The sequence below is a fragment of the Sedimentibacter sp. LTW-03 genome (assembly GCF_052059825.1).
Classification (GTDB): Bacteria; Bacillota; Clostridia; order Tissierellales; family Sedimentibacteraceae; genus Sedimentibacter.
In genome coordinates this window covers 247,618-269,163 of record NZ_CP197180.1, presented here as the reverse complement: position 1 = coordinate 269,163, position 21,546 = coordinate 247,618, and the positions used below count along the sequence as shown (strand labels likewise).

Here is a 21,546-nt window from a genome sequence, read left to right as displayed (position 1 = left end):
CTGTATTCTAAAGACGAGTTCGCTCCTTTCAAAGATTATATTAATTTTCCCCAAATCAGAAAAATATTTTATATCTTATTCAACCTTCATTTACCCATTTTAACCTTGTCATCACTCAATTTAGCCTATGTCATCTATAAATCACGCCAAAAATAGGGGTCAAAAAACGGTGTTTTTTGACCCCTATTTTTGCTCCAAAATCATCCTCAAACCACTATATGTTTGAGCCAACTTCTACTTTTTGTCCTCTGAGCCACAATACGTCATCAGAATTATACTCTCAACGTGCCTTGAGTGTGTAAAAAAGATGTCGCATCCCTCTGGTATACCCTTGGCGGAAAGGTTGCAAGCAAACCGCAGGACGATAGTTCTCCCTTGTCCTCTTACTATGTTAATCTTGGTGTACTAAGCTTTCAGGCAACCATCTATCTAGCCGATATTTAACATAGAATGCCATATTTTTTCGTTGGTTGTTATCTAAATATATAGACTTAATAAGGTTATGATAGATATTTTCTACTTTAGCTATTACTTCTTGCGTGGATTGGGTTATTAAAGGTTGTACTTCTAAAATTACATCCGTAATATCTTCATATGGATCATAATACAGATTAAAGTGTTTGCATATCTCTTTTAGATTTTGCTCAGCTACCTTAAAGCCTTCATCATATTCAACTATATTAGTAGGCTCGATATATGTAATAAATCGAATAAGTCTTTCGTTATGACACAGTGCTTCTGAATGCAATGCTTGAGAATAGCGCAATAAGCATAGATCAGAAATTCGTTCGTTATGCTGAAAATACTTGTTAAAGATTCTTTGCTTTTCTATTATGTCTACTGGATTGCCATGTGGTAACTTATTAAAAAATTCTTCAGAATCAAAATTAAGCGCGTCCCATTCCTTCCATGTTGAGGTTCCTGGCAACAATGTTCCGAAACTACCTGGTTCAAAAAACATATGAGAAATTACAATTCTATCTTTATCATCAGCAAGTTCTATAAAACGATAATTGCTTTCATTACACCAACCTGCAATAGCACCAACTTCTACTGGACTATATTTAGAAATATCTAATATGCAAAAAGATTTGCTGTGTAAAGTATCCATCAGTTGAAAATCTGCTTTCCGGGTAAAAAATGAAAATCCAGTTGAAAAAACCTCTACCGCAAAATCGCCGCTGCTATGTACAAAAAATTCTTGATCATCTGATGTCGCTCGTACCTTCTCGCTATAAATATAGTTGGGGCTTAAATTATAAGTATAATCAAAATCTGAAACAATATTATTTCCAACTACAGAAAAACACGACCAATCCGTGATATTAGAAATTTTTCTATTATCTATTTCTGAAATTAATTCTACAGGGCTGATGATATATGATATCCATTCATTACCAGGTAAAGTCAATTTACTTCCAGCTATAAAGTCATTAACTTCTGTCCAAAACTGCTCAAGAGATTGAGCTTTGTTAGAGTATTCAATACCAGCATGAAAACTTCCAAGATTACAATTATGATATGAAGATAAAAATGCTGGAAGCATATCAGCCATATGATATACAGCTTTTGCTTTAGTATTATTGTCTGAAACAATCTTATAAGTTTCCATTGAAGTGAAAAGTCTATATCCAGGCATCCAAACAGGATAAATATTACATTGATATTTAGCTTTATCAATTTTATACATATTGTTATAATATAATTCTACTTGTTCCCTAATCCTTTGTACGCCACTGTTGTTAAAGGCATTGTTTAATTCTACTGAAATGCTTAAAGTTTCATTTTCTAAACCAGAGGTTTCAATTTGCTCTGTTGGAAAGCACCAGAATCCAGTGTCGCTTGAACTTTCCCACATAACTAAAACTACAGGATAATAGCTTTGCTCCCATATTTTTAAGAGACCCGTCGGCAAAGATATTGAAAGTCCTTTGGCTATTCTACGAATATATCCCTCTTTTTTTATATCTTCAGTTGTTTTTACTTGTGTTCTGAAAGAAAATTGTGTTCGTATACTTACTTTATTATCCTTAGATAGAGAAAAAATATCACATAGTAAATCCTCGCCAAAATCAGAAGTTCCTAAAGGAGTGCAAACAATATTATTCTTTTGGTATATCAAATTTACAGACAATTCGCCAATATTACCTGTAAAATAACTATTTAATGCTTTAACATCTTTACTCAACTTACTCACCCGCCTTTTATTATTTTGTATCTAAGATATTTTTGATATTTCATAAACACCAAATAGGTAAAGCCTTAACTATTGATGAAACCTAATATTTATTCTACTGGTTTATAGTCCAATTTTACAATATAATTAGACAATACATTCTGTATACCTTGAGGAGACAAAATGATGCCATAGGGAGTTGGTAGCCTCCTTGCAGTGTAATATCTTTTATGAATAATTGACTCTGAAATCTTTTTTTCAAAGATTTTGCTTCACCAATAAAAAGCAATATCACCAATATTCTGCTCCACTTTCCTTGCTGCTTTTATTTTCACTTAGTTTCTAATTGCACGCAATAAAACTTTCAAATATAGTGCCTTTTAAAAACTTTATAAGGCACTATATATATAATTATTTTTTAGATTTTATTTATGTCATCTTTTGATCCTGAAAGATATTTACTTGATGTTAGTTGAGAATATAAGAACGAATCATCCAACAGTTGCAAAAAGACTGTTCTTGACACTTTAGTATCAAGCTTAATATATTGTCCTGATTCATCGAATTTAAATTTTTTCTTTAATGTTTCATCATAGGTATCGATAAAATTAATTATATCTTTTTTATCACATTTTCTTAATACCACAGATCTTGAAGCTACTTTCACCACTTTTCTCGCAAAACTCACATCGTTTATTCCTTGTTCTAGCTTAGTAATATCTTGCACCAAATCAAGCACACCAATTTCGTGAATACTCTCGATTGCTTTCTTTTTGACAACTTCGACAAAACCGAATTTTGATTCTAACTTTTTCAAGTCCTTCACAAATAACTCTCCCTCAACCACCATAAAGTCAAAGTCATAGTTTAGTCTAAAAATTGAATCATCAAATTCCTTTAACTGATTAGAACCTGTAAGCAATATATTGATTTTCTCTGAAGGCTTTTCACCTGTATTCTTTTTTACCATCATAACTTCATAATTTTCTTTGTATAAAGTAACTCGAATATTTTTATGTACATATGCAAATATAAAACCTTTAATTTCAGATAGCTTGTCCTTCTTTATATCATACTCTTGTACTGAAGTTTCAGTTTGAACAGAATTGATTAGTTCAAACTCTTGAATAGGTTGCTCATAATCGTACTTGTACAGAACATCTTTTCTATCATCAGCCTCTGTGAGTCCCATTATCTTTAGCTCATCATTTAATAAATAATTAACAGTATGTCTGTAAAAATTTTCTGTTAATTTTACTTGTGTCCCTGCATCCAAATCTCCTTTTCTTATCTCTAAACGATCATCTTTTTTTAACAAGAAAAAGAGTTCTCCATTTACCTTGTTAACTTCAATCTTCTGTATTAAATTTAATAATTTTGTACGACTATTAGTGCTGTTTTCACTCATGTACCTTCTCCTTCACAAAAAATATTTCATCATCTATTTGCAAATATTCCAATTTACTATTCTGTTTAATTTTATCTCGTGTAATTAAAATGCAACTTTCATGTACTTTTTCGTCTCTAAGTTCTACATCTGCTTCATAAAGATGATATCCCAAGATTGCTAATGTTGGATTCGTGTAGTATATGTCAGTCTTTACATAAATAATTGCAATGACGATAAGAAGCAATAAGAGTACCAGCGTATAGCGAAATTTGGATAAATCAAAACATATTAAGGGGATGATATATGTAGTTAAGAAAGTTAAATGTTCATAAGTCTTATTTTTTATCTTCTTTATCTCAAAATACTCCTGTGTACCAGAAGATATCTTATGGTTAAAAGTTTTTATAAATGTTGTACTTATTCCTAACATTATAATACTTATACAAGGAATAATATTTCTTTTTAAAAGTGGGACTAATCCTATAAAACTAGCTTCTTTGCTAAAGTCAATCGGAATATCGACATTGACTACAATTAGCATTAAAAAAAGAAGCCATAATGATGATAAATACATTTGAAATTTCATCCAAGTATTCTTATACACTTACGTCCTCCTTTAATATATTCTATAAATTTGATAGCAAGTTTTATCCTCTTGGACTTATGTTTACTCCATCTACAGAAATTCAATATCTTTATGAGATTGCATGTTAAGCTTATTTCAATGTGTCTCTTACAAAATCTTGAAGTATTTTTGCAGATGGATAATTAGACATGGAGGCGATTCCGTTCACCAACTCTATTGGATATAGTGCCCCCTCATATTTTCTGCTTACTAACGATGGCAATGTAGCCAATATTCTACCTAATCCCATTATATCTTCTGATTTAGGAAAATCTGAGGATGAAATATATTCACCCGGCGACATATTTAAGACCATTTGAGTGTTTTTATCTAATATGACAAATACTTTTTCTCCATAATTAGTTCTTGAACCATAAGGGTTTATATGTTCAGGTGCCCGTTGAATTTCTTTTCTAATATAATCATGACTTAATACGGCATATTTAATTTCTCCATCATTTAATGGTATAAACCTTTCTATCGTATGTAAATAATCAAAGTACTTTCCTGATTTTTCACACCCCATTATATGTATAGGACGCCCTATCCGTTTAGCATGATCAAGAAAATTTCTTATACAAGGAACCAATTTAGCATATTGTCCACCAAGTGTCATCGGACCATCCTTGATATATAATGTTTCCGACACAAGATTTTTATCTTTGCTTTCCCAATGTAAACGAATAACTGTGAATAGCATTAACGTTTCCATTATCATCATGTACGAGGATGCAACAGTTACAGGAGCACTATCCTCGCTCATATCTAAATGAAAACCTATCATATCCGTGAGAAGAACTTCTTTACCGCAGAATTTACAGTTATCTACATCCTTATCATAGCCTATGCCATCATCTATTTTGAGTCCGCAATGTGGACATTGAAAATCTGGCGAGTTTTTATGAACCATATTCCATTTTTCATATACAAGCCACTTCAATGTCTCAAAATATAATCCTTGTTCTTCAATTTTAATTGAGTCAAAAATAGAATGTCTTACAGTATCATATATGTTTCCCTTACCGCTTTTAATGTTTTTTAAAGGAAAGACAGTTGAGTGAAAAAGTGCACTATTCTTCATAATATCTTGGAGCTGTAATGGGTGCGGAAATTCTTTATCTATTTTTGCGATTTTGGATTGCTCGATAGTCATCAATGCAGTTTTAACAAACGCAACTTCTTTATTGTTCTCCTGCACAGGAACATATGAACCATCAACTACCCAAATGTGCTGAAGCACTTTTTCTTTATTTCTGTCATATGTATCCCATATACTATCATTTATATCACTACCCAAACCTAGATCGTCAATTTCAAAATCATCAATTAATGATTTTACCCATTCGCTTTCGATAACATTTAGATGTCCTAATTTTGAAGCAGATTCAAAAGGCAACCTATTTCCAGCTGAATACGCCATGATTTATTCCCCTTTCTTAGGTTGATATAACTTTGCATATACAGGGATAACAAACCTATGTGACATTGTGAGCATTCTCATGTATCCAGGAGTTCTTGACCTTAAAATATCTTCCTCTATTCCCGAAAAAGCTATCTGCATTCTTGTTAATGCCTTTGTTTCATCCTGAGAAGATAAATGTCCTACAAAGAAATTTTCTGTTTGTACTAAAAGTTCTCTATTTATTGTAGATGGTGATTGAGTAGAATAAACCATTCCAATATGGAATTTTGCTCCTTCTTTTGCAAATCTTGAATAAACATCTGTTAAATCTTTAGATTCAGGTGGAAAAAGATTGTGTGCTTCTTCAAAATATAATTGAATATAACTATCACCAAGTTTATTTTCAACAAATTTTCTTTCTTGAGCTGAGAATATTTCCTGAGAAAGTATATCTGAGAAATATTTTCTAATACGATCTGTTGCATTTCCCAAATCTAATATAACGGTTTTACCAGCATTCAATAATTTAACAATATCGGTTAAAAAATCGGTTGCTTGTGATGAATGGTATTCTTTATATTTCGCCAATACAATTGGCCCACTACTGCCTGTGGAGGGAAATAAGAAATTAAGTAAGGCCCAGTCTTCTTTATCAAAAAGAGGTTCCTTATCACTATTGGGAAGTTGATCATTACTTTCTCTTATGTAATTAACAAATATCCGGAGCTCTTGAACTAGCTCAGGCAACGTAATAGGTTGTTTAGGAACATTACCCTTATACGCTTTGTTTCTAAAGTCTTTATTAAAATGAGGCTCAAGAGGCTTTATATAATTACATACCAATCCACTTGCTTTAAGTCTTTTTTCATCCGCTTTAAAACCAGCTTCAAATAATATTGCCCAATATATTTGTATTCTTCTAATTGCTCTCGTTTTATCACCATTATCAGAAATAGTTTTTATTTCTTCAAAAGAGGGTAAGGTTACACTTGAAAAATTATTTATATAGTTTGAATTTTTATTATCCTCTTTTAGGAATCCACTCAGTATATCTTTGCAAGTATCTGGATTTTCATAAAAATTCAATTTTAATTGCTTAGAAGGTGTTTCTGCTCGTGGAGTCAACGCATAGACATCACACCTATCCCTATTGGCAGAATAAATTGAAGAGTTTCCATCTTGATTATTGTCATTTGCGTATTCACCATTAGTATCAAAAATGAGTTGGCCTACATTTTTAGTTTCTGCTGTAGCATCTAACATACCCTGTGCAAGTAGCTTTACAACATTAGATTTACCTAGCCTTGTTTTTCCAAACATTGCCGTTCTACAACCCATAAAATCTTTCATAGAAATATCTACAGGAATATTTTCGGAAGCTTGTTCTTCAACCCCAAATTGACATTCCATTGTGCGTAATTTTCCTATATTCTCCCTAAACTCTGTTTTAACAGTTCCATTAACTATGATATTAAGTAGTTCTTCGTCCGGTGCATATACTTCATATCGATGTGGACTTACTATATTATTTACATCTCCTGAAAAAGCAAGCTTATCTACATTAAATGGGTCTGCATAAAACATTCCCAGAACATCACATTCAAGTGCTCCCCATTGCAAATCAGACTGTGTCCATAAATCAAGTTCTGGCATAGATCGCTTATGCATTTCAAAATAAGTCTGTTGTACTTGAGCAGTTAATGGTGTAGGAGCAATACCTTTTACCCGTAGCAATGTAAAATGTGATTTAGTTTGCTTATAATTTGATGGAAGTAAAATCAAATAAGAGCCTCTTGGTATCCCTCCAACTTCCATCTTATATGTGTCATTAGTTATTATTTTAGCTCCATTATAGCCTAATTCTAATACATAACCCACAAAACGCCATTTACCATATTCATTCGCGATTTTATACTTTTCTTGCCTCTCCATAAATTCCTTTACTTTTGTAATAGGATTATTCTCTACATTTGAACTGTCAACCAAATTTTGTAACCCTGCCATAATAATTCCTCCTTCAAATCATATATTAGCACTTACTATTAATTCGTTATATTGTTGTCGGCCTCTAGCCAAACCAGAAATTGAACTATATCTATTAGCCTCTGCCAAATAATAGCCTTCCACATTTTCATACAATGCTCGGACAGCTGGGTGATTGACATTTGTCATAATGATCTTTACATTTCTATCTTTTGCTCTATGAAGTGATTGAGCTAATCTAACTTGATCATTCCAATTAAATAGCTGGGCAGTATAATTAACAAACCTATTATTTTCATCTTGTACTGAATATGGAGGATCACAAAACAAAAAGTCCTCTGCCTCTGCCATGTCAATGATTTCTTCAAAATCCTGACAAAATATTTGTGCATTTTGTAAAATTGCTGATCGTTGTTCAAAATTATCAGTACTTAGTATCACGTTATTATGAGTACCTATTGGTACATTAAATCCCCCGCTCCTATTTACTCTATATATCCCGTTAAAGCAAGTCCTATTTAAATAAATCATTCTTGCAGCTATTGTAGCTGGTGTTCTAGGACGCATAGAACGTATTTGATAATAATACTCTTGGCTGTGACGTCTACTATGAACTACTAAAGCTCTTTCTACCCTTTGCCAATCATCTCGTATCGCAGAAAATGTCGTAATTAATTCTCGATTTATATCATTTATTATTGCAATAGGTGGCTCTAAAAAAAAATATAACGAACCTCCGCCCAAAAATGGATCTATGTATCTATGATATTGTGCTGGAAGTCTATGTTGTTCATGACTTATAAACCAATTTTTTCCTCCTGCCCATTTTAAAAATGTTTTATCCATATTGATAATAGGCTCCTAAATTCGATTGAAAATAAAAAATCTTCATCAAATATACTTCCTTTCATAAACTATTTTCTTTCCTGTATTTTTGTTGCCCTGAAGAAGTCTTTTCAATAGATACAACACATATGTCATTCGATTTAATATAATTTAGAAATAAGGTGCCTAACAGTAGCCGATTACTACGTGATATTCGATTCCATTCATAGCCTTTAAAAAGATCACGAAGCAAAAATACTTCACCTGATTTAAGATTCTTTATTTCATCTTTCGCAGTTTCTAACAACTCATTAGCATTCTGCATAAGTGTACCTCCAAAACAGAATAACATTATAAACAACATTGTTATTCTAATTGTATAACTTTTCCTGTTTCATTTCAACATTAAAATATTATTTCAGACACATATCTACAGAACATTTGATGCTGTGTTTGTTTTCATTCCTGCAACATATTTCTAAATGCTCATTAAAAATCAAAATCTTTACGACATTATTTCTAACTATCCCTTCATTATATGTGCTATTCTCACAAACTATTTCGCCTAAAGCTTTCTGAATCCACTCCTCATTCAATGTGGGAGAATCAGCACACATTTCTTTCCCTTTCTCAATTCTTGTAGAACATCTCCAAACTACCTTACCTCTTTCCGTTCGCCTCCGGTAAGATGCCCCGCAATCACCACACACAAGCAAATTTCCCAAAAGATATTTGCCATTATATTTGCTGGTGCTGGATTCCATTGTGCCATCTTCTTTACGGACTAGCCTTGCGCGTCTAGACATTTCTTCCTGAACCTTATCAAATACTTCGGCAGTAATAATAGCCGGATGACTATTCTTTATATAGTTACGTTCTCTTTGACCAGCATTTTTGCTTTTGCTTCCTGTTATAAAATCTTCCGTATAGGTCTTCTGTAATAAAGAATCACCCTTATATTTCTCATTCTTCAGTATCTTTTGAATAACAGCTGTTGCCCATGCTTCTTTCCCTGTAGCAGTTTTAATCTGATGTTCTTCCAGATACTCTTTTATTTGTTGCAGTGTGCTGCCTTCCAAATACAACTGATAGATTTTCTTCATCATATAGGCTTCTTCCGGCACGATCATCCATTCATCATTGTCACGCTTGTAGCCCATAGGTATTTTGCCTACAAAGTCATCCCCGCTTTCAAATTTGCGTTTGTATCCCCATTGAACCTTTTCGCTTAAATTCCTGCTCTCTTCCTGTGCTAAAACTCCATTAAATGCAATATCTATTTCTTTTTCTGCTTCAAGTGAATTTAAATCTTCCTTTTCAAAATATATATTTATACCTTTTGCTTTTAACTTCGGTTAATAGTTAACGTATCTAACACATTTCTGGACAATCTGCTGATAGACTTGGTAATGATATAATCAATTTCACCACGATATGCCTTCTTAAGCATAGTATCCAAACCATTCCGTTTCTCTTTTTTAAGCCCACTTTCATAATTATAAAACACGCCTGAAAGTTCCCATTCAGAATTCTTTTGAATCAAATCGGTATAATACCTGATTTGAATGTCTATACTGCTTCGCTGACTTTCACGCTCGGTACTGACCCTGCAATATGCCGTAACCTTTAGTTTTCCGATATTCTTTAAAGAGCTTCTTGCGGGAATAAACGTAATCTTTTTCAAAATCATATCCTCCTTCACATTCAAATCTTTTTAGTGACTTAATAATATAGAAATGGCGTAAAAGTAAAAAACTCTTACGCCTCAAAGTAATCTTTATTCATTTTCAACTATTGATAAATCAACATAACTGCCTTTCTCAGCGGATCGGCATAAATATTCCTCCGTCTACACTGCATCTGCCACAAGAACACGTTACAAAATCATGCACAGTTTTCGATTCAATGATATCACCGCAGCATTCGCATTGTATACTATTTTTCAATATTTTCTCCCATTTTAACTTCTTGATATCGCACATACTCATCTCTTTTGTATTATACTTTCTGCTGCAACAGGACTACAACCTCTGTATGCCCAGTACCCGGGAACATATCAACAGGTACTGCTGTCTTTGCTTCATAGCCCCTTTTTGTGAAATAGGCTAAATCTCTTTCTAATGTGACGGGGTTGCAGGAAATATAGACTATCTTTTTGGGATTGATTGAAATCATCGAATCTAAAAACTGCTCCGTGCTACCTGACCTTGGAGGATCTAGGAATACAACGTCTGCTGATTGCTTTTCGCTGGCCATCTGATTCATAAATTCGCCGGCGTCACAGTTGTAGAAAAATATATATTTTTTGATTTATTTCTTTTTGCATTTGTTATAGCTTCCTTGAAAGCATCTCTGTTAAGTTCGACTCCAAGTACTTTTTTTACATGGTCTCCTGCAATTATTCCGATTGTGCCTATTCCGCAATAGGCTTCTATTACAGTTTCACTTCCCTTAAGCTCCGCAAGCTCGATTGCCTTTCCATAAAGAATTTCTGTCTGGACGGGATTAATCTGGTAAAATGATTTTGGGGAAATTCTAAAAACTTTTCCGCACAGAGTATCCTCTATGAATCCTCTGCCGTACAGTACCTGTTCTCTTTCTCCCAATACCATGCTTGTTTTTTTATTGTTAACATTCATTACTATTGTTGTAATTTCAGGATGTTTTTTTAAGAGCGCTTTGATAAAATTGTTCTTTGAAGGGAATATGTGTGAGGCAAGCACCAACACAACCATTATTTTCAGCCCCGCTATTTACCTAACCTTGTTATCAATACTACCGTCTCTACATGTGTTGAGCGGGAGATAATGATGCCTCTTAAAACTAATGATTCCTTGGCGGAGCATCAATTTATAGGCTTATGAAGACATAGATAGATAAGAATTACTCCATATTCATTACTTTTCTAAACAAGTCCTTTGTTTCAATGATTGATTTAAGCGTTGGCCTATGACCAACTTTTTTATACAATCTAAATTGTACATTCGCATCAATACTTTCATAAATACTCTCCGCTATGCCCCACCGTGCCACAGGAGTATCGCCAAATAAACCATTTACCAGTTCCTGGTCTGCCTGATCAAAGCTTTCATCATAAGGTACAGAATCATTTGTATCTTCATCGCCCAAGAAAAACAACTGAGGTATTCTTTTATATCCTTCCAGATTTATACTGTCACCAGTTAAAATGTCCAAATCAGCTATTCCTACCGGATATCGCAATATTTTTCCTTCCCATGTTTTACTTGGAGCTATTGGCCAGCCCCCCGGTGAACCGATTGATACAGCCTGTACTCTATCCGGATGAATGATTGAAAACCTGTTTACATACATAGCACTGGCTGAAAACCCCCACATCAACACTTTACTTTCAATATTCCAACCATCTTTTTTATATATTTCTGTCACATCATCTATCATAGCTAATAATTGCAAATCCAATCTATATAATTCTGAAACGTCAGTAGTAAATACATCTCTATCCAGAGCATGCGTATAAATTAAGTTATGCTCCATCGGCCTTGGAAATATGGGTACAAGAATGATTGTATTCAAATCTCCAAACACTGTCTTCCCAAAAATAGCAGTAAATTTCGCCATAAAATCATCCTTTTTGAAATCATCCGTAACTCCCATACTATTATTGGGAAGTACTAATATATTGACCTTTTCACCTGACAAAGCCTGTCTCTTAACATTGTTATTTATATATAGATAATACGGCCATTTAAAACTTGAATCGGAATCTGGATTGATTTTAGTTAACTGAAGAGATGAATATAAAATATAGATACCTATAGCAACTATAGTAATTACAAACATTAATAAAATAGCTTTGATTGAAATCTTAATTTTCTTCTTCATTCATTTCATTTACCTTTCTTTCATATACTTTTGACATTGAGCGCTTTACCAATGTAATGCATGCTTATATTTACCATAATTCACTACTTTGTTATTATATCAAATTGGTAATTTTTTTCAATAATTTTTAGACATTCGTTAATGACAAAAAGAACCGTCCCTGTTGGACGGTCCTGTTGGACATCAATTACCTTTTCATCAGATTTAGATAGTTCCTGCCCAGCCATAGATAATCTTCTATTCCTAATATTCGTTAGCTGTAATACCAGTCACTAAGCCAAATGTTCTATGAAAATAATAGCTTAACACATATATATGCTTTGCAACATCTTCATAATTAATAGGTTCTACCCCTTTAGTTTTATATTCAGCAATAATGATTCTCCTCCTTTATTACGGAAGCTTTTCGGTTTCTCTTTATGCTCATAACTTTGAATTTTAAAAAGGCATTAATTTTCGAAATTCAATGTTAAATTATTCAATAACTAATGCTACTTCTGTATTGAGACTCTTGATAACCGGTGATGCTGAAAGAGCAAGATTTGCTATTTCTTGTACCTTCTCCTTAGAAGCAGAAGTACTAGCCTTTAATTTGACAACAGGATTCAAAATTCCAAGGTCACCTTCTTCTATTCCTAAAAATACGGCTACATTTAAATCCGCTTCAATGTCTACAGATACTTCTTCAAGTTTAATATCTGCCTTACTAGCAAAAACCTCAAAAGTAATCGCAAAGCAACTTACGGCCGCTGCAATTAAGTGCTCAACTGGGTTAGCCCCTTTATCCGTACCTCCTAGTTGACTTGGCTCATCAATGACTAATGGCGCAAAATCTCTTAGAAAAACTGTATTTTCTGTGCCATCTTTCCATTTAAGGTGAGCAGTCCATTTCTTCAATCCAAGTTCTGGGTTTTCTTTTATTCCAGTTGCAACTTGTTCCATTGCCTTAAAATTTATGTTATTCATTATCATATACCTCCAACAGCTAAGTTTTTTACAATTGAAATTTTAACATTAGATGCTGCCTATGTATGTAATGCAGCTTACATTTCAAGTAAATATTTAAATTTTTTTGCTACTATCATACTGAATAAACTTAAATATAAAGACAGTTAGCAATGACACCTCAATTATAATGTATAACACTTCAATTTTCTTCCTGCATTTGAATCCAGAGTCTACCATCGTGGTGACGGATTACCTTCTCTTTCGAAAGTTTATTAAGCGTTGCTGTTACCGTCTCTCGAGTCGAAGCAATCATACCAGCTATATCTTTATGCGCAATAGAAACCGGAATGGGATGCCACCCGTTATCATCTTCCTGCGGATCACTCAAACTTTTTAATAAAAAGACAATTCGGCTTTTAATTGTTCCATAACCGATTTGCTCCAAAATTTCAACCATATCCAAATATTTTTCCGAGATATAATTCAGCAAAACCATTGCTACTGATGGATTTTCCTCAACAAACTTTCTAATTTCTTGTTTAGAAACTGCAACAACCGTTACATCTGTCAAAGCTCTTACAAACTCTCTGTTTTCCTTTAAAGTAAAAACATCCATTAAGCCTATAAAATCTCCAACACACAACAATCCAATAATACACTCTTTTCCATCTATATGAATATGAAATTTACTTGCATTTCCTTCCTTGATAATAAAAACGTCATTCTCTAGTTTCTCTGGTACAGTAATATATTCACCTTTTTTGAAAATCAATTCATTACTACTGTTCTTCCACTTATTAGAATTGTTTTCTAAAAATAATTGAACAACTTTATTATGAAAAACTTCATTTTCATATTTCATCTAGCATTCTCCTTAAATTTCATTTGTTTTTAAATATAATTCGTTTGTTTCTTCAAAGCAGGAAACTATATCTATTTGTCCTGCTTTTAGGATAACAACTTTATTTGCAATTGCTTTTTCTCTATCATGGGTGACAAAAATAGATGTGATACCCGCTTGTTTTATTATACTTTTTAATTATTCCCTAATTTTAGCCTGTAATTCCCAGCTAAATTACTAAAAGGTTCATCTAATAACAAAACCGACGGATTTGGAGCTAAAGCTATTGCATTTTTTTTATCTATTTATAAAGAAATTATTTTACTTAATCGGTTAATATCCATTACCGTTATTGTTCTTTTTTGAAACGATAGTATACCTTGAGCTTCCAGCTTTCGCAGTTCTCTTGATAGAGAAGTTCTTGAGACATCCATATACTCCGCCCAAGCTTTTTTTGAGAAAGGAAGTATAACTATATTTGTATTTTTGTCCTCGCTTTCGTGCTGAAGGTAATGAACCAAATATCCGGCGATCTTCTCCTGGATGGAATCTAATGACAATATGCCGATTTTATGTTTTAACATCAATGTTGAATTTGAAGTCGATTCAAGAAAATTAAGCATAAATTGGCTATCAAGCGCAAAAAGTCGCAGTAAATCAGATTTTGTTATAAATAAAACTTTTGTAGGTTTACATGCACAGATATTATCAGGATAATATTCATATTTTGAAAAAATAGAAGATTCTCCAATCACTTCAGAATCTCTTTTCCTTTCAATAATAACCACCTTGCCATTGGGGAAAATCTTCTGAACATCCACTGCTCCTGAAAGTAAAATTCCTATTCTATTCGCATTTTGGACAGGCGAAAAAATGATTTCATTTTCGGCTATATTTTCTTCCCTAAAATTGATTTTTAATAGCAAAGCTTCAATTTCATCAAAACTCTTATTCTTAAACAAAGTACATTTTTGAAGTGCAAATAATTTATGATTCATTTTAATCTCCTTTATAAATTTTGCAAATAGTGTATCTCAAGATACTCTTTATATGGATTTAGTATACTATAATACAAATGTAATGTAAAATGATGCGCAATTGTAGTTTGGAGGTGATAATGCTTTGGACGTCAATACAATAGAATTCAAGAAAATTATTCATACATACGGATATAAGCTGACAGCACAGAGAAAGGCAATACTCGAGATTATTCGGGATGAAAAAAAGCTTATCCCGGAATAGGGCTTGCAACAGTTTACCGTACCCTGCAGCTGTTTGAAAAGCTTGGACTTGTACATCACATATTGCTGGATGATAGCTGCATGCGATTTCAGATCATCGACTCTAAAGAAAGCTATCTTTAATTAGGAGGAAAAATCAATGAATAGTAAAAATTGCAACAACGGGCATAGACAAGAGCAGCATTGCCGAAATAACAGATCGCGCCGTGGACCCAGCAGCTTCCATATGCAGGATTGCGATCTTGTATTTGAGAAATTAGCCCTAAAACAAGGCGATACACTTTTAGACTTAGGTTGTGGTGCCGGAGATTATTCCATTCATGCGGCTGGAATAGTCGGAGAAACCGGAAACATATATGCGGTAGATCTATGGCAGGAAATGTTAGATAAAATTTGCGAAGATGCTATGACACGGGGAATTCATAATATCCATCCCGTGGTTTCAGATATTCGTAAGAAAATTAACCTCTCTGATGACAGTATGGATGTTTGTTTGATTGCTACTGTACTTCATATAATGGATTTTAAAACAGAAACTGACCGCCTATTTGCTGAAGTTAAGCGGGTATTAAAGTCAGGAGGTAAACTTGCTGTTATTGAATGCAAGAAAGAAAATAGTTCATTTGGCCCTCCTATACAAGCTAGAATCTCACCTAATGAGCTTGAAAAAGGCCTTGTTAAGTTTGGTTTTTCAAAAACAGATTATATTGATTTGGGCTCCAATTATATGGTGATATTTGCTTTAAGTCAATGAAAGTACGGGTAATCACAATGATAATTACTCCTGCTTTGGAAAACTATTTGAAAATAATATTGGAGCTGAATGAAAACGGCGGCGAGGCAAGAGTTGATAAAATCAGCGATGAAGAGAAAAAATCTATATTTCTTCGTTAATCAAAGAAATATAGATTTTTCCATGTGACGAGGCAGAGTTGCCTTTGAAGTCAATTTTATTTAATTTTCCGGTTTATAAAGACGGTGGAGATGTTTGTGGGTTTTTGTGGGACAAAAGTACACACGTCTCAACGTGTCTTGAGGTGACAAAAATGATGGCGTAAGGACCTGGTATCCCCTTAAAGGCTGAATATCTTGCTGAATAATTAAGGGGCTTGTCATTTTATACTCCCATTTCAGTAATGACAAATTCAATCAAGTGAAACCAAATCCTAAACAATCAACAGCTTTTTATAAATCTCTGTCTCCTTGTCGTATCGAAATCCATTTGTCTCCAATACCTTAATTGAAGCTACATTTACTCTTTCTTCTTCGATTGTTGGATCAGCGACTAACTGAATGGCATCAGGTTGGTCTTCAATTAGCTTATCACATATCAGTCTAACTAATTTTTTCCCAAGACCTTTTCCTAAGAGGTGCTCTTCACCAATCATATAGTCAATTCCATAGGTTCCTGCTGGTTCACAATCTTCCTTAAACGCCTTCTTCCAATCGTAGTACTGACAGAAACCAATCGGCACACCATCTTCCTCCACAATAAAATGTTTGATGAAATCAAATTCGTCCTCCCGGTGCTCGATTTCATACAACCACTCAGACTCATCACCAAACCATTTTGCAACATACTCTTTCTCAAGCCATTTTTTCACAATAACCACATCTTCATTTTTTAATCTACGCAAAACAAACATATCATATGATCTCCTTCTCCAATCGGTTCATTTTATTTGTAACATTGGTAATGTAATTAAAAACCGTAATACAAGCTTCTTGAAATAATTCTTGCCACTGTTTTATTCATAGTTAAGTTCACAAATATACCCTTCCGCCAAGGGGGGATATAATTTTTGCATTACAATATCTACCAATACACATTTTGGTCACTTATAATTTTTGATTCTAATGTACTGAAAGTTTTATATTTATATAGGTTATTAATTAAGGTTTTATTAATATCTTTAACTTTCCAAAAATGATAATAATGGTTTTATCATATTTTTATCAGTAAAATCTACTTTTTTTCCGTATGTAGCTAAAAGTTCTCTATCATCATCAGATAATTCATCAGAACCCTTCTTAGAAATTATAATTTTCAGCATTGCCATCATGGATTTATGAATTATTCCTAACTTCTTATAATTAATTCCACCTCGTAAATGAAAAAACTTTATATTATCACGCATCTCTTTTGAAAAGTTTTTTTCTATAATGGGAAGAAAAACCTCCTCTTTATCAGTTGAAGCCAGCCCGACAGTAAAAACTATTATTTTTTTATCTTTTAAAATTTCAAAGTTTTTAGTTATGATGGAAATTCCAGCAATTCCACTTGCATACAATCCACCACCATAAATAATAGTATCATACTCCTTTAGTTTCTTAACTTCTATTTCTGAGCATTCAAAACAATCTGCTTTAGCTTCTTCAGCTATCCACTGAGCATACCTTTTAGTACTACCATATTTAGACTTATATACTATAGCTATATTATTCATATATTTTCACTCCTCATCTTTATATTTACTTAATACATTCATTTAATTGTCCCAATTTTAATTATTTAATGCATTTTCTATTGACTTAAGATAAGCTTTAGATGTCACTGTGGCTTGTGATATTGCATCTACTTTAGTATTTTGCGCTTCAATAACTTTATTGAATAACTCAACACTTACATCAGACTTTGCAAAAGTAACATCATCTTCTATATTAATTTTTGTTATTTTATGGTCCCTTACTGTAACATTGAGCAGATTTGACCATCTTCCAGCATTATATTTTCCACTATATACCCCATCATTTAGATCTGATATATTTATTCCGTTTACTTCAATAATCCTTCCCTCTCTAAGTCCTCGAGATAGATAAAATATTCCACTTGCAAAAACCAGTATAAATGCACATAATATTGCAATTATTATTTTGAATATCCCCTTCAATTCTCTCCACCCTTCCTAATTTAATGTATTTCCATTAGCTATTCTTAATACTATTTCATTTGAATAAAAGCTAATCAAATTATCTCTTTGTTCATCACCAATGTCTTTTTCTATTATGATCTTGAAAATAAGACCTAAGGTCGATACTACAATCATTTGAGCGATCAATTCAATTGTATTTTCATCTACATCTTTATCCTTATATATTTCTTTTAAGCATTGGTATAGTGCGGACAAAGCTGGCTTTTCTTTTGAGGCACCTTCAAATAATAAAGAAGTATGTTTTAATGCCACTTTTGATTGGTTTAACTGGGCTGCCATAAATTCTTCTGGCATACTTAATGCTACTTTTATATAATTTTGGGTCATTTTTATTAATTTTTCTTCAGGTGTGCTACTCTCTATTTTCATAGAAGATACTGCTGATACTATTTTTTTATAGCCTCTTTGCATTACAACATTCAATATTTCTTCCTTATCATCGAAATAATGATAAATTATAGAAGGAGAATATTCAATTTTTTTAGCAATTTTTCTAATCGACAGTTTATCAAATCCCTCAGAAGCTATGATGTCACTTGCTGCTGAAAGGATAAGCTCCTTCATTTCCTCTACCTCTCGTTCTCTTCTTTTTTCTATAGTCATTGTTTCACTCCTTGTTCTTGTTTAACACCATTTAATTATTGTACGATGTTCAATAACTAAAATATAACACTTAACATGATTATTGTCAAAATAAAAATTAGGTATAAAGCATTAGTCAGCCCATTCTACTACTTCTCTAGGAGAGATTCCTTAATTAAAACCAATATCCTCATCCTTGCAATCTTGCTTTTATGTACACAATAGTTTTTAAAGATAAATTCCCTTAAACCTATAGTCTAAGGGAATAAAAACACACTATATTTTTATCAAAATCTTCTAAAAAACCAGCAATTCCAATCTATTCCTTCTCTATCAACACAGCTACCTCAACGTGCCTTGTTGCTGCAATTCTGATGACCATCGGGCCTGGTACCCCCTTGGCGTCAGGGTATATTTCCAATAACTCCAGCGCTAAACACTTGTTTTTACAAAATAGTTTTGCTAATTATAACATGGCAACTCTTGTTTTTGACATTTGATTTAACAAAGATAAAAGCTGCCAACAATAAAACCCTCAGAGCACTGAAGGTTTTAGTCTTAGCAGTTTTTAATACAACCAACTAATTGTTCATTCATAAAGATGTGCATCTTTCTTTGGTACTGATTTTGCCACACCAGCATCTTTATCAAAAACTATAACATGCGTATATTCATCTTTGTCATTAGAGCAAAACGGGCATTTTGCATATTCAGATTCATCATAAACTTTCATGCAGTTCCCACACATTTGCATTTTCTCACACTCCCTTCCGTTGATTTCATCACAATCATCGAACTCGTTATTAACCTTTATTGATGACACTGTTTCAAATTAATAACTAGTTCTCACAATCTTCCTCGACACCAAACAAAGCCTGCAAATCGAAGAAATTGTATGGATAAGAATTATCCCCATCAAAACGAACCTTCCTGTGTCCGTTGTCATATTCAATTTCAATTTCCCATTGTGTACCGTCTAAAACCATGTGGCCAAAACGCTCCGGGGAATAGCTTCTCTTCCATTCTCCCATATGCAGCTTTCGAATTCCTTCGAGAAAACTTTCCTTTGTCAGAGGCTCACCATCTTTATTGAAAACCTTCATCGGTGTTGAAGCCTCTCCTTGTTTTGATTCAAATTTTAGTTCATTGCCAGATAAGTCAGCAATGTATGTATTATATCCACCGAAGAATCCTCCAATGGAAAATGTAAACTTGCTGATATGGTTAACATTGCTTATAAAATCCAATGTGCGAAGTTCCGTTCGCGAAGGGTTGTAGGTGCCGCCCACTTCGACAAGTGCCTGTTTTGCTCGTTCAAGGTATTCACGGGTGCACGATAATCTGACTGATTCACTTGGGCACACTTTTGACTCAGTGCCATAATCCGGATGTTCCATGATATTCTTTAAATGACCCATTTCGTTTTTTAATCCACGGATAATGGATAAGATTTGCTTAGCATCCTTTTCTCTTAGATACTCTTCACAATAGTTTTCTGGACTTATCATCATAGTCGGCACACCTCCTTTATTTCTTGCACCACATTACTTAATTTTCTTTGTAGCTTCCTTTGCTCTGCGTTCCTCGATTTTGGTAATATAGCTGTTAGCCTTATTTGAATAGTAAGACCCCTTGGTTTTCTTTATTTTTTGCACAATGGCTATAGCATCATCATATCTTTTGGCCTTGATGTACAAATCCGGCAGCCTGAACATCCATCCAGAGCCTTCAAACTTGGGACCACCATCCTTCCATATTTCCTCCCAAAAGTTGATAATCCAATCAATATCTTTATCTTCAGCATACTTCTCATCAGTAGCCTGAACAGCTTTTATCTGCTTGTCCTGACTTTTCAACAACCTATAGCCTTCCGGATCAATCACTTTCAATTCTTTCATGAAAGACTTATTGCTATCTTCATTTCCGTTATCAATATCAGCATGTTTTTTCTCTATGATTTCCATATAATTGCTTTTATTGCCAGTGCCTAACAATTGATTCAAATCCCATACGGTAAATGTAGTATATTTGCTGTGACGGTGCATATACGGTACATATGCATTCTCTTCAAGTTCAGTTTTACCGAGATTTGTAAGCTCGTATTTACCTGTTTTATCATTAATAATTAGGAAACCACGATCCACTAAGGATTCATAAACAGAACCTACATCCCGAATGCCATATTTATACCACCAATACCCGGGGTATCCTCCCTTGGGATTAGGATATTTCTTACAAAAATGAAGCATCAAGATTTCAGGAACGTACAATCCGTTATTAGATGGAATAGACGTATTTTTCCTCTGTTCAAAAGATACTACTTCACTTTCAAAAGGTGTTCCATCGTGTGATTTTGCCTTATAATAGGAATCCGGCTGATAATATTTCTTCTCTGAATCAGGTATAGTAGCTGTCTGCTTTAATAACGCTTCCTGTGCTGTGGGTACTAAACTCCTTTCTTTGGTTTTCTTTTTGAATATATCAAATAATCCCATTTTTCCACCTCATAGTTTTGCACCTGTAATGACAATTATCGCAACTTATTTGACTAAAATTAAATCAATATTCTAAAGATAATGTCCGCAATTGCTTTATTGAAATCTATAACGGATAAATCTTATTACACTATTTCCATATTAATTATAACACAATAATTACCATATCTCGATGTATTATTTGTAAAGAAAAAACTACTAACAGTAAAACCCTCAGCGGACCGAGGATTTTAGTCTTAGT

At 33.3% G+C, this 21,546-nt stretch carries 24 protein-coding genes and 1 pseudogene; 3 read left to right on the top strand and 22 right to left on the bottom strand.

The annotated features are described in order from the left end of the window. Positions 1 to 391: 391 nt before the first annotated feature. The 15 genes and pseudogenes from ACS3UD_RS01375 to ACS3UD_RS01305 form a co-directional block, all read right to left on the bottom strand. Entirely contained in the window at positions 392 to 2,188 is a 1,797-nt protein-coding gene (locus tag ACS3UD_RS01375) for a DUF4365 domain-containing protein (protein WP_308138117.1), read from the bottom strand. 406 nt (positions 2,189 to 2,594) lie between these two features. Beyond that, the gene (gene kwaB, locus ACS3UD_RS01370; protein WP_308138118.1) at positions 2,595 to 3,584 is read right to left on the bottom strand and encodes an anti-phage protein KwaB; all 990 of its coding nucleotides are present in this window, start codon (positions 3,582 to 3,584) and stop codon (positions 2,595 to 2,597) included. Further along, positions 3,577 to 4,170, bottom strand: a complete 594-nt coding sequence (gene kwaA, locus ACS3UD_RS01365; protein ID WP_308138119.1) for an anti-phage protein KwaA — start codon at positions 4,168 to 4,170, stop codon at positions 3,577 to 3,579. The genes kwaB and kwaA overlap by 8 nt, the downstream gene beginning before the upstream one ends. Positions 4,171 to 4,282: 112 nt before the next feature. Beyond that, entirely contained in the window at positions 4,283 to 5,611 is a 1,329-nt protein-coding gene (locus ACS3UD_RS01360) for a hypothetical protein (RefSeq protein ID WP_308138120.1), read from the bottom strand. 3 nt (positions 5,612 to 5,614) lie between these two features. Then, positions 5,615 to 7,597: an ATP-binding protein gene (locus ACS3UD_RS01355; protein ID WP_308138121.1), complete on the bottom strand. Its 1,983-nt coding sequence runs from the start codon at positions 7,595 to 7,597 to the stop codon at positions 5,615 to 5,617. A gap of 18 nt (positions 7,598 to 7,615) precedes the next feature. Beyond that, positions 7,616 to 8,422 carry a DNA adenine methylase gene (locus ACS3UD_RS01350; protein WP_308138122.1) on the bottom strand — a complete coding sequence of 269 codons (807 nt, stop codon included), beginning with the start codon at positions 8,420 to 8,422 and terminating at the stop codon, positions 7,616 to 7,618. A gap of 61 nt (positions 8,423 to 8,483) precedes the next feature. Beyond that, a complete protein-coding gene (locus ACS3UD_RS01345; protein WP_308138123.1) occupies positions 8,484 to 8,726 on the bottom strand; it encodes a single-stranded DNA-binding protein in 243 nt (80 codons plus the stop codon). A gap of 88 nt (positions 8,727 to 8,814) precedes the next feature. Beyond that, positions 8,815 to 9,561 (bottom strand): recombinase family protein, encoded by a 747-nt coding sequence (locus ACS3UD_RS01340; protein WP_308138124.1) that lies wholly within the window; start codon positions 9,559 to 9,561, stop codon positions 8,815 to 8,817. Between the two features lie 185 nt (positions 9,562 to 9,746). Then, a complete protein-coding gene (locus ACS3UD_RS01335; protein ID WP_308138125.1) occupies positions 9,747 to 10,085 on the bottom strand; it encodes a recombinase family protein in 339 nt (112 codons plus the stop codon). 136 nt (positions 10,086 to 10,221) lie between these two features. Beyond that, positions 10,222 to 10,347 (bottom strand): DUF7695 domain-containing protein, encoded by a 126-nt coding sequence (locus tag ACS3UD_RS01330; protein ID WP_308138126.1) that lies wholly within the window; start codon positions 10,345 to 10,347, stop codon positions 10,222 to 10,224. 52 nt (positions 10,348 to 10,399) lie between these two features. Then, positions 10,400 to 11,142, bottom strand: a pseudogene (gene rlmD / locus ACS3UD_RS01325) (23S rRNA (uracil(1939)-C(5))-methyltransferase RlmD); the annotation flags it as partial. A 142-nt stretch (positions 11,143 to 11,284) separates the two neighbouring features. Next, positions 11,285 to 12,265: a hypothetical protein gene (locus ACS3UD_RS01320; RefSeq protein ID WP_308138127.1), complete on the bottom strand. Its 981-nt coding sequence runs from the start codon at positions 12,263 to 12,265 to the stop codon at positions 11,285 to 11,287. Positions 12,266 to 12,739: 474 nt separating this feature from the next. Then, positions 12,740 to 13,237 (bottom strand): OsmC family protein, encoded by a 498-nt coding sequence (locus ACS3UD_RS01315; protein WP_308138129.1) that lies wholly within the window; start codon positions 13,235 to 13,237, stop codon positions 12,740 to 12,742. Between the two features lie 175 nt (positions 13,238 to 13,412). Then, positions 13,413 to 14,075, bottom strand: a complete 663-nt coding sequence (locus ACS3UD_RS01310) for a Crp/Fnr family transcriptional regulator (protein WP_308138130.1) — start codon at positions 14,073 to 14,075, stop codon at positions 13,413 to 13,415. Positions 14,076 to 14,359: 284 nt separating this feature from the next. Further along, on the bottom strand, positions 14,360 to 15,052 hold the full coding sequence (locus ACS3UD_RS01305) for a Crp/Fnr family transcriptional regulator (RefSeq protein WP_308138131.1): 693 nt from the start codon (positions 15,050 to 15,052) through the stop codon (positions 14,360 to 14,362). A gap of 240 nt (positions 15,053 to 15,292) precedes the next feature. On the opposite strand from ACS3UD_RS01305, the gene ACS3UD_RS01300 reads away from it, so the two are divergent. From ACS3UD_RS01300 to ACS3UD_RS01290, 3 genes are read left to right on the top strand one after another with little or no spacing between them, the layout of a single operon-like run. Beyond that, on the top strand, positions 15,293 to 15,418 hold the full coding sequence (locus ACS3UD_RS01300) for a transcriptional repressor (protein WP_440977758.1): 126 nt from the start codon (positions 15,293 to 15,295) through the stop codon (positions 15,416 to 15,418). Positions 15,419 to 15,434: 16 nt separating this feature from the next. After that, on the top strand, positions 15,435 to 16,049 hold the full coding sequence (locus tag ACS3UD_RS01295) for a class I SAM-dependent methyltransferase (protein WP_308138132.1): 615 nt from the start codon (positions 15,435 to 15,437) through the stop codon (positions 16,047 to 16,049). A gap of 17 nt (positions 16,050 to 16,066) precedes the next feature. Further along, positions 16,067 to 16,189, top strand: a complete 123-nt coding sequence (locus tag ACS3UD_RS01290) for a hypothetical protein (protein ID WP_440977715.1) — start codon at positions 16,067 to 16,069, stop codon at positions 16,187 to 16,189. Positions 16,190 to 16,461: 272 nt separating this feature from the next. Here ACS3UD_RS01290 and ACS3UD_RS01285 read toward each other — a convergent pair whose 3' ends face one another. From ACS3UD_RS01285 to ACS3UD_RS01255, 7 genes are all read right to left on the bottom strand, one after another. Then, the gene (locus ACS3UD_RS01285; protein ID WP_308138134.1) at positions 16,462 to 16,941 is read right to left on the bottom strand and encodes a GNAT family N-acetyltransferase; all 480 of its coding nucleotides are present in this window, start codon (positions 16,939 to 16,941) and stop codon (positions 16,462 to 16,464) included. 267 nt (positions 16,942 to 17,208) lie between these two features. After that, entirely contained in the window at positions 17,209 to 17,742 is a 534-nt protein-coding gene (locus ACS3UD_RS01280) for a flavodoxin domain-containing protein (RefSeq protein WP_308138135.1), read from the bottom strand. 57 nt (positions 17,743 to 17,799) lie between these two features. Next, the gene (locus ACS3UD_RS01275) at positions 17,800 to 18,186 is read right to left on the bottom strand and encodes an FMN-binding protein (RefSeq protein WP_308138136.1); all 387 of its coding nucleotides are present in this window, start codon (positions 18,184 to 18,186) and stop codon (positions 17,800 to 17,802) included. A gap of 15 nt (positions 18,187 to 18,201) precedes the next feature. Further along, complete coding sequence (locus ACS3UD_RS01270; protein WP_308138137.1) at positions 18,202 to 18,831, bottom strand: TetR/AcrR family transcriptional regulator; 630 nt, start codon at positions 18,829 to 18,831, stop codon at positions 18,202 to 18,204. Between the two features lie 568 nt (positions 18,832 to 19,399). After that, the gene (locus ACS3UD_RS01265) at positions 19,400 to 19,543 is read right to left on the bottom strand and encodes a hypothetical protein (protein ID WP_166083260.1); all 144 of its coding nucleotides are present in this window, start codon (positions 19,541 to 19,543) and stop codon (positions 19,400 to 19,402) included. A gap of 106 nt (positions 19,544 to 19,649) precedes the next feature. Continuing rightward, entirely contained in the window at positions 19,650 to 20,321 is a 672-nt protein-coding gene (locus tag ACS3UD_RS01260) for a hypothetical protein (protein WP_308138139.1), read from the bottom strand. Between the two features lie 33 nt (positions 20,322 to 20,354). Next, entirely contained in the window at positions 20,355 to 21,305 is a 951-nt protein-coding gene (locus tag ACS3UD_RS01255; RefSeq protein WP_308138140.1) for a hypothetical protein, read from the bottom strand. Between the last annotated feature and the right edge of the window lie 241 nt (positions 21,306 to 21,546).

Excerpts from the sequence above, each read along its gene's own strand:
- ACS3UD_RS01265 (WP_166083260.1), bottom strand. The coding sequence starts at position 19,543 with ATGAAAGTTTATGATGAATCTGAATATGCAAAATGCCCGTTTTGCTCT.
- ACS3UD_RS01310 (WP_308138130.1), bottom strand. The coding sequence starts at position 14,075 with ATGAAATATGAAAATGAAGTTTTTCATAATAAAGTTGTTCAATTATTT.
- ACS3UD_RS01340 (WP_308138124.1), bottom strand. The coding sequence starts at position 9,561 with ATGGGCTACAAGCGTGACAATGATGAATGGATGATCGTGCCGGAAGAA.
- ACS3UD_RS01360 (WP_308138120.1), bottom strand. The coding sequence starts at position 5,611 with ATGGCGTATTCAGCTGGAAATAGGTTGCCTTTTGAATCTGCTTCAAAA.
- ACS3UD_RS01290 (WP_440977715.1), top strand. The coding sequence starts at position 16,067 with ATGATAATTACTCCTGCTTTGGAAAACTATTTGAAAATAATATTGGAG.
- ACS3UD_RS01355 (WP_308138121.1), bottom strand. The coding sequence starts at position 7,597 with ATGGCAGGGTTACAAAATTTGGTTGACAGTTCAAATGTAGAGAATAAT.
- ACS3UD_RS01305 (WP_308138131.1), bottom strand. The coding sequence starts at position 15,052 with ATGAATCATAAATTATTTGCACTTCAAAAATGTACTTTGTTTAAGAAT.
- kwaB (WP_308138118.1), bottom strand. The coding sequence starts at position 3,584 with ATGAGTGAAAACAGCACTAATAGTCGTACAAAATTATTAAATTTAATA.
- ACS3UD_RS01280 (WP_308138135.1), bottom strand. The coding sequence starts at position 17,742 with ATGAATAATATAGCTATAGTATATAAGTCTAAATATGGTAGTACTAAA.
- ACS3UD_RS01255 (WP_308138140.1), bottom strand. The coding sequence starts at position 21,305 with ATGGGATTATTTGATATATTCAAAAAGAAAACCAAAGAAAGGAGTTTA.
- ACS3UD_RS01285 (WP_308138134.1), bottom strand. The coding sequence starts at position 16,941 with ATGTTTGTTTTGCGTAGATTAAAAAATGAAGATGTGGTTATTGTGAAA.
- ACS3UD_RS01295 (WP_308138132.1), top strand. The coding sequence starts at position 15,435 with ATGAATAGTAAAAATTGCAACAACGGGCATAGACAAGAGCAGCATTGC.
- ACS3UD_RS01315 (WP_308138129.1), bottom strand. The coding sequence starts at position 13,237 with ATGATAATGAATAACATAAATTTTAAGGCAATGGAACAAGTTGCAACT.
- ACS3UD_RS01345 (WP_308138123.1), bottom strand. The coding sequence starts at position 8,726 with ATGCAGAATGCTAATGAGTTGTTAGAAACTGCGAAAGATGAAATAAAG.
- ACS3UD_RS01270 (WP_308138137.1), bottom strand. The coding sequence starts at position 18,831 with ATGACTATAGAAAAAAGAAGAGAACGAGAGGTAGAGGAAATGAAGGAG.
- ACS3UD_RS01350 (WP_308138122.1), bottom strand. The coding sequence starts at position 8,422 with ATGGATAAAACATTTTTAAAATGGGCAGGAGGAAAAAATTGGTTTATA.
- ACS3UD_RS01260 (WP_308138139.1), bottom strand. The coding sequence starts at position 20,321 with ATGATGATAAGTCCAGAAAACTATTGTGAAGAGTATCTAAGAGAAAAG.
- ACS3UD_RS01320 (WP_308138127.1), bottom strand. The coding sequence starts at position 12,265 with ATGAAGAAGAAAATTAAGATTTCAATCAAAGCTATTTTATTAATGTTT.